General features: G+C 73.0%; 5 protein-coding genes and 1 rRNA gene. 2 read left to right on the forward strand and 4 right to left on the reverse strand.

What is annotated here, in order from left to right:
- Positions 1-36: 36 nt before the first annotated feature.
- A complete protein-coding gene (locus tag JQN84_RS18720; protein ID WP_204959592.1) occupies positions 37-1470 on the forward strand; it encodes a VOC family protein in 1434 nt (477 codons plus the stop codon).
- A gap of 6 nt (positions 1471-1476) precedes the next feature.
- Here JQN84_RS18720 and JQN84_RS32600 read toward each other — a convergent pair whose 3' ends face one another.
- The 3 genes from JQN84_RS32600 to JQN84_RS18735 form a co-directional block, all read right to left on the reverse strand.
- Complete coding sequence (locus tag JQN84_RS32600; protein WP_204959593.1) at positions 1477-2007, reverse strand: DUF4233 domain-containing protein; 531 nt, start codon at positions 2005-2007, stop codon at positions 1477-1479.
- Entirely contained in the window at positions 2004-3275 is a 1272-nt protein-coding gene (locus JQN84_RS18730; protein WP_239485752.1) for a bifunctional folylpolyglutamate synthase/dihydrofolate synthase, read from the reverse strand. Before JQN84_RS18730 ends, JQN84_RS32600 begins: the two co-directional genes overlap by 4 nt.
- Before the next feature lie 92 nt (positions 3276-3367).
- The gene (locus JQN84_RS18735) at positions 3368-5986 is read right to left on the reverse strand and encodes a valine--tRNA ligase (RefSeq protein ID WP_204959595.1); all 2619 of its coding nucleotides are present in this window, start codon (positions 5984-5986) and stop codon (positions 3368-3370) included.
- A 70-nt stretch (positions 5987-6056) separates the two neighbouring features.
- Here JQN84_RS18735 and JQN84_RS18740 point away from each other — a divergent pair, with 70 nt between their 5' ends.
- Positions 6057-6740, forward strand: a complete 684-nt coding sequence (locus JQN84_RS18740; RefSeq protein WP_204959596.1) for a hypothetical protein — start codon at positions 6057-6059, stop codon at positions 6738-6740.
- 223 nt (positions 6741-6963) lie between these two features.
- Here JQN84_RS18740 and rrf read toward each other — a convergent pair.
- A 5S ribosomal RNA gene (rrf, locus tag JQN84_RS32675) occupies positions 6964-7040 on the reverse strand; the annotation flags it as partial.

The following is a 7040-nucleotide window of genomic DNA, read 5'->3' on the forward strand; positions in this document are numbered from 1 at the left end:
CGGCCTAGCCTGGCTCTGACCCCTGGGAGGTCCACTGTGGCGAATGGCGGGAACCGCACCATCGCGCCGGTACGCAAGCTGATCGCCGTGGTGCTCGGCACCGTGGCGGCCTTCGTCGTCCTGTTCGGGCTGGGCATGACCAGCTGGGCCATCGTCGCGCTGGGGGTGGCCCTGGTCGTGCTCGCCGTCGCCCTGGGCACCGTGCGCGGCGGCGGACGCACCTGGGTGGTCGGCGTCGGCCACGTACACAGCGCCTCCGAACCCCCCACCCAGTACGCCTTCGGCCGGTGCGAACTCCAGTTGGTGATCGACGCGCCGGGCCTGCCGCCCCGGTCCAAGAAGATCATCGAACCCCGGGTGCCGGTGGCGAAATGGCCGTCACTGGGGCAGACCCTGCCGATCCGGGTGGCCCTGGACGACCAGCGGCACGTCCGCGTCCTCTGGGACGAGGTGCCGACCCACACCGAGGCCGCCACGGGCGTGACCGACCTGCCCCCGGAGTACGCCGACGCCGAGCCGCTCGACGACATGCTGATCCAGCAGGAGGCCCCGCCGTGGGCGGGCCGGACGGCCGACGACGACTTCCACGACGAGTTCCGGGACGACCTGCGCGAGCCGCCGCCCGCCGACCCGGTCCGGGCCGAGCCGCTGCGCCCGGAGTCGCCGCACCCGGACCCGGTCCGGGCCGAGCCGCTGCGCGACGACGTCGAGGTGCTGACCGACGACGAGCGGGAGCCGGTGGTGGTGCACCAGCGGCCGGGCGGCCCGGTGGTGCTGGAGGGCACTCTGGTGGAGCAGCCCACGGCCGGCCAACTCCCCCGCCGGGCCACCGCCCCCACCACCGCCGGCACCGCTTCGGCAGCCACCGCTGGCACCGCCTCGGCCGCTGCCGGCACCGCCGCCGGGACGGCCACCGCCGCGCCCGCCCCCCGGCCGCCCGCCGAGGAACGGTTCGACGCGCCGATTCTCGACCCGGTCGACGTCCCGCTGGACGCCCCCACCACCACCGGCGACGGCCGGCTCGACCCCGACCTGGACGAGGCGATCTTCGGGTACGACCCGGCCGCCGCGACCGCCGGGGGCGACGATGCGGCCGGCCCGATCAGCGGCGTCGGGCTGACCCTGCTGGTCACCGACCTGTCCCGCTCGCTGGACTTCTACCGGGACCTGGGCTTCGAGGAGTTCGACCGGGGCGCCGGCAACGCGGTGCTCGCCTCCGGGCAGACCCGGCTGGTGCTGCGCGAGGTGACCGGGGCCGCCCCGATAAGCCGCCGGCTGGTCCACGTCAACCTGGAGGTCGACGACATCGAGACGGCGTACCGGCGGCTCAAGGACACCGGCGTCCGGTTCACCTACGCGCCCCGGGTGGTCAACCGGGGCACCAGGCTGGAGGTGTGGGCCGCCGCCTTCCGGGACCCGGACGGGCACGGCATCGCGCTGACCCAGTGGCGGGAACGCGCCGAGGCGTGACCCGGCTCAGCCGAGGATGACCCGCCGCACGTGCAATGCGTACGCCCAGACCAGGGCGAAGATGACCCCGAGTCCGAACAGCGACCAGTGCAGCAGGCCGGCGAGCAGCAGCAGCCCCTGCAACACGGTGCCCGCCGACCAGGCCCACCGGCGGCGCATCAGGCCGGCCAGCAGGACCGCCGCCACGGCCAGCGCCACGGTGGCCGCGATCGCCGCCCCGCCGAAATGCCCGCCGACCAGCCGGATCGGCTGGATCGCCAGCAGCAGCACCAGCGCCTCCAGGCCGAGCGTCCCGGCCCCGAGACCCCGGACGGCCGCCTCGGGATTACGCAGCCCCGAACGCCGCCCAGCCGGGCCACTGCCCTCGGCCGGGCCGGTGTCCTGCGCCGATCCGGTGTCCTGCGGGCCCGTGTCCTGCGCCGGGGCGGTGCGGTCGGGCGCTCCGGCGCTGTCGGCCCGGCCGGCACTCCCGGCCGGCTCCGGTTGGTCGGCAGGGGCGCGGTCCCGGCGTGGGCCACCCGGGGTCGGGCCGGTCATCGCTTGAGCAGCCGTCGGGCGTCGGCCACCGTCACCACCGAACCGGTGACCAGCACCCCCACCCCGGCCAGTTCCCCGGGGACGTCGTACTCGGCCTCGGCGACGGCCGCCTCGATGGCGTCCGGCATCGAGTCGGCCACCTGCACCCGGTCCGGCCCGAAGACCTCCCGGGCCAGCCCGGCCAACTCCTCGGCGGGCATCGCCCGGGGTGAGCTGTTGCGGGTGACGACGAGTGAGTCGAGCACCGGTTCCAGCAGTTCCAGCAGGCCGGCGGCGTCCTTGTCGCCGAGCACGGCGAGCACCCCGACCAGCTTGCTGAACGCGAACTCCTCCTGGAGCGCGGTGACCGTGGCGGCCATCCCGTGCGGGTTGTGCGCCCCGTCCAGCAGCACCGTCGGGGCGTTGCGCACCTTCTCCAGCCGGCCCGGGGAACTGGTCGCGGCGAACCCCTCCCGGACGGCCTCGACGTCGAGCTGCCGCTTCGCCCCGGCCCCGAGGAACGCCTCGACGGCGGCCAGCGCCACCGCCGCGTTCTGCGCCTGGTGCGCGCCGTGCAGCGGGAGGAACACCTCGTCGTACACCCCGCCGAGCCCCTGGAGGGTCAGCACCTGGCCGCCGACGGCGACCGCCCGGCGCAGCACCCCGAACTCCGCGCCCTCCCGGGCGACGGTCGCGCCGACCTCGGCGCACCGTTCCAGGATCGGCCGGGCCGCCTCCTCCTCCTGCGCGGCGGCGATGACCGTCGCGCCGGAGTGGATGATGCCGGCCTTGTGCAGGGCGATGTCCTCCAGGGTGTCGCCCAGCCACTCGGTGTGGTCCAGCCCGATCGGGGTGAGCACCGCCACCCCGGCCTGGAGCACGTTGGTGGCGTCCTCGGCACCGCCCAGGCCCACCTCCACCACCGCCACGTCGACAGGCGCGTCGGCGAACGTGGCGAACGCCAACGCGGTGGTCAGGTCGAAGTAGGTGAGCGGCTCGGCGGACCGCTGGTCGACCAGGTCGGCCAGCGGCTTCACCTCGCGGTACGTGGCGACGAAGCGGGCCTCGTCGACCGGCTCCCCGTCCAGGCTGATCCGCTCCCGGACGGTCTCCAGGTGCGGGCTGGTGTAGCGGCCGGTGTGCAGCCCGAAGGCCCGCAACAGCGAATCGATCATCCGGGCCGTGGACGTCTTGCCGTTCGTCCCGGTCAGGTGGATGGACGGGTACGCCCGCTGCGGGCTGCCGAGCAGGTCGAGCAGCGACTCGATGCGGTCCAGCGAGAAGTGCATGCGGGTGAACCCGCGCGCCGTCAACTCCGCGTCGACGGCGGCAAACTCATCGCGCTCCCCGCCGGACCGGCCGGGCTTGTCGGTACGGTCGGTCACGACGGAAGCGCCTCCAGAGCGGCGTCGATGCGGACCAGGTCGGCCTCGGCGACCGCCAGCCGGTCACGGATCTTGGCGACCACCGGCTCGGGCGCCTTGCCGACGAACGCCGGGTTGTCGAGCTTCGCGCGGGCCTGCGCGACCTCCTTCTCGGCGGCCGCCCGGTCCTTGGTGAGCCGGGCCCGTTCGGCGGCCACGTCGATCGACCCCCGGGTGTCCAGCGCCACGCTGACCTCGCCGGGCATGGCGAGGGTGGCGCTGGCCTGGAAGTCGTCGGCCGGGGCGTCCAGCCGGGCCAGCGACCGGATCAGCGGCTCGTGCGTCGCGATGCCCGCCCCGGCCAGCCCGTCCAGTCGGGCGGCCACCCGCTGGGTGGGCCGCAGCCCCTGGTCGGAGCGGAACCGCCGGATCTCGGTCACCACCCGCTGGACGGTGCCGACCTCGCGCTCCGCGGCGTCGTCCATCAGCGTACGGTCGGCGGTCGGCCAGGCTGCCGTCATGACGGTCTCGCCGCCGGTCAGTGCCGTCCACAGTTCCTCGGTGACGAACGGGATCACCGGGTGCAGCAGCCGCAGCAACTGGTCCAGCACGTGCCCGAGCACCCGGCGGGTGGCGTCGGCGGCCGGCCCGCCGGCGGCGAGCACCGGCTTGCCCAGCTCCACGTACCAGTCGCAGACGTCGTCCCAGGCGAAGTGGTAGAGCAGGTCGCACACCTTCGCGAACTCGTACGCCTCGAACTGCTCGTCCACCTCGGCGGTGACGTGCGCCAGCCGGGACAGGATCCACCTGTCGACGGTGGAGAGCTGGTCGGCGGCCGGCAGCGGACCGGTGGTGTGTGCGCCGTTGAGCAGCGCGAACCGGGTGGCGTTCCACAGCTTGTTGCAGAAGTTGCGGGAGCCCTGGCACCACTCCTCGCTGACCGGCACGTCCCCGCCCGGGTTCGCGCCCCGGGCCAGGGTGAACCGGGTCGCGTCGGCCCCGTACCGGTCGACCCAGTCCAGGGGGTCGACCACGTTGCCGAACGACTTCGACATCTTCTTGCCGTACTGGTCGCGGACCATGCCGTGCAGGGCGACCGTGTCGAACGGCTGCCGGCCGTCCATCGCGTACAGGCCGAACATCATCATCCGGGCGACCCAGAAGAAGAGGATGTCGTAGCCGGTGACCAGCACGCTGGTCGGATAGAACTTGGCCAGGTCCGGGGTCTGCTCCGGCCAGCCGAGGGTGGAGAACGGCCACAGGCCGCTGGAGAACCAGGTGTCCAGGACGTCCTCGTCCTGCTGCCAGCCCTCGCCGGTGGGGGGCGTCTCGTCCGGGCCGACGCAGACGATCTCGCCGGCCGGGCCGTACCAGACGGGGATGCGGTGGCCCCACCACAGCTGCCGGGAGATGCACCAGTCGTGCATGTTGTCGACCCAGGCGAAGTAGCGCTTGGCCAGCTCGGCCGGCTCGATCGTCACCCGGCCGTCGCGCACCGCGTCGCCGGCCGCCTTGGCCAGCGGGGCGGTGTTGACGAACCACTGCAACGACAGCCGCGGCTCGACCGTGGTACGGCACCGGGAGCAGTGCCCCACCGCGTGCACGTACGGCCGCTTCTCGGCCACCACCCGGCCCTGCTCGCGCAGCGCCGCCACGATCGCCGGGCGGGCCTCGTAGCGGTCCAGGCCCTGGAACGGGCCGGGCGCGGTGATGACGCCCCGCTCGTCCATGATCGTCAGGGCGGGCAGGTCGTGCCGCTGGCCGATCTCGAAGTCGTTGGGGTCGTGTGCCGGGGTGACCTTGACCATGCCGGTGCCGAACGCCGGGTCGACGTGCTCGTCGGCGACGATCGGGATGTGCCGGCCGGTCAACGGCACCTCCACCGTGGTGCCGATCAGGTGCCGGTAGCGCTCGTCGTCGGGGTGCACGGCCACGGCGGTGTCCCCGAGCATCGTCTCGGCCCGGGTGGTGGCGACCACGACGTCGTCGCTGTACCGGATCGAGACCAGCTCACCCTCGTCGTCGGTGTGCTCCACCTCGATGTCCGACAGGGCGGTCAGGCAGCGCGGACACCAGTTGATGATCCGGTTGGCCCGGTAGATCAGGCCGTCGTCGTAGAGCTTCTTGAACATGGTCTGCACGGCCCGGGACAGGCCCTCGTCCATGGTGAAGCGTTCCCGGTCCCAGTCGACCGAGTCGCCGAGTCGGCGCATCTGGCCGAGGATCGCCCCGCCGGACTCGGCCTTCCACTGCCAGACCCGCTCGACGAACTGCTCCCGGCCGAGGTCGTGCCGGGACAGCCCCTGGCCGGCGAGCTGCCGCTCCACCACGTTCTGGGTGGCGATGCCGGCGTGGTCCGTGCCGGGCAGCCAGAGCGCCTCGTACCCCTGCATCCGCTTGCGGCGCACCAGCGAGTCCTGGACGGTGTGGTCCAGGGCGTGGCCCATGTGCAGCACACCCGTGACGTTCGGCGGGGGGATCACGATGGTGAACGGAGGCTTGTCACTCTGCGCCGACGCCCGGAAGTGGCCGGCGGCTACCCACTGCTCGTACCGTCGCTGCTCTACCTCGCCGGGCTGGTACTGGCCGGCAAGGGTCGGGGCGTCGGGGCGTCGGGCATCCAGTCTCTCGGTCACCTGTGAAAGTCTACGGAGCGCTTCGGCGGACCCGACGTGCACCACCGGTCATTCGCGTACGGTGGCGAACATGTCCGACGCACATCTCACCGAGCGTCAGCTCATCGAGGGTCCCGAACCGGTCGAGCTGACCGACGAGCCGATCCGGTTGAGCACCCACGACCCGGAGCAGGACCCGCAGGGGCGGGGCCTGGTGTCCCGACGCCGGCGGATCGCGCTGACGGTCGCTCTCGTGGCCGGCCTCGCCGGTGCCGCCGCGCTCGGCGTCGCGGGCTGGCGCATCGCCCAGGAGAAGGCCGTCCGGATGGATGCACCGGCACACCTCGCCGGTCTCACCCGCGACGACTCCGAACGGGCCCGCAGTACCGCCGACTACCTGCGCAGTGGATTCGCCGCCGACATCGACCTGGACCGCAGCATCGGTACGGTCTACCGCGACCCGGCCGACGAGAAGCGGGTGGTGCTGTTCTTCGGTGGCACCACCCTGCTCTGGCAGCCGGAACGCGAACTGGACAGCCTGTTCCGGTTGATGGCCGACGAAACCGGCCGGGTGACCGACGTCCGTACGGTGCCCGCCGGGAAGTACGGCGGCGTGATGAAGTGTGGACGGACCAGCGGCGACGGCGGCGACTTCGCGATCTGCGGCTGGGCCGACCACGGCAGCGTGGCGATGGGCATGTTCGCCAACCGTCCCGTCGACGATTCGGCCGGCCTCTTCCGCCAGCTCCGCGAGGGCATCCAGACCCGGGACTGACCCTCCCCCGGCGCTCCGCTGCGTGTGCTGTGTTGCGCTATGCCAGCCGCCGATGCCCGCAACCACCGGTACCCGGGTGGCTTCCTGGGCGTCGGGGCGGACGGTCACACCGGGATGTGGCCTCGACTGGCCTCGACGCAGCTGGAGGGGCTGTCGCGGGCGAATGGGTGCGGACAACAGTCGAGGCCGGCCCCGTGACGGGGCCGGCCTCGACCGAAAGATTGTCCGGCGGTGTCCTACTCTCCCACACCCTCCCGAGTGCAGTACCATCGGCGCTGGAGGGCTTAGCTTCCGGGTTCG

Origin of the sequence: Micromonospora humidisoli (genome assembly GCF_016900955.1) — a bacterium.
GTDB lineage: Bacteria > Actinomycetota > Actinomycetes > Mycobacteriales > Micromonosporaceae > Micromonospora > Micromonospora wenchangensis.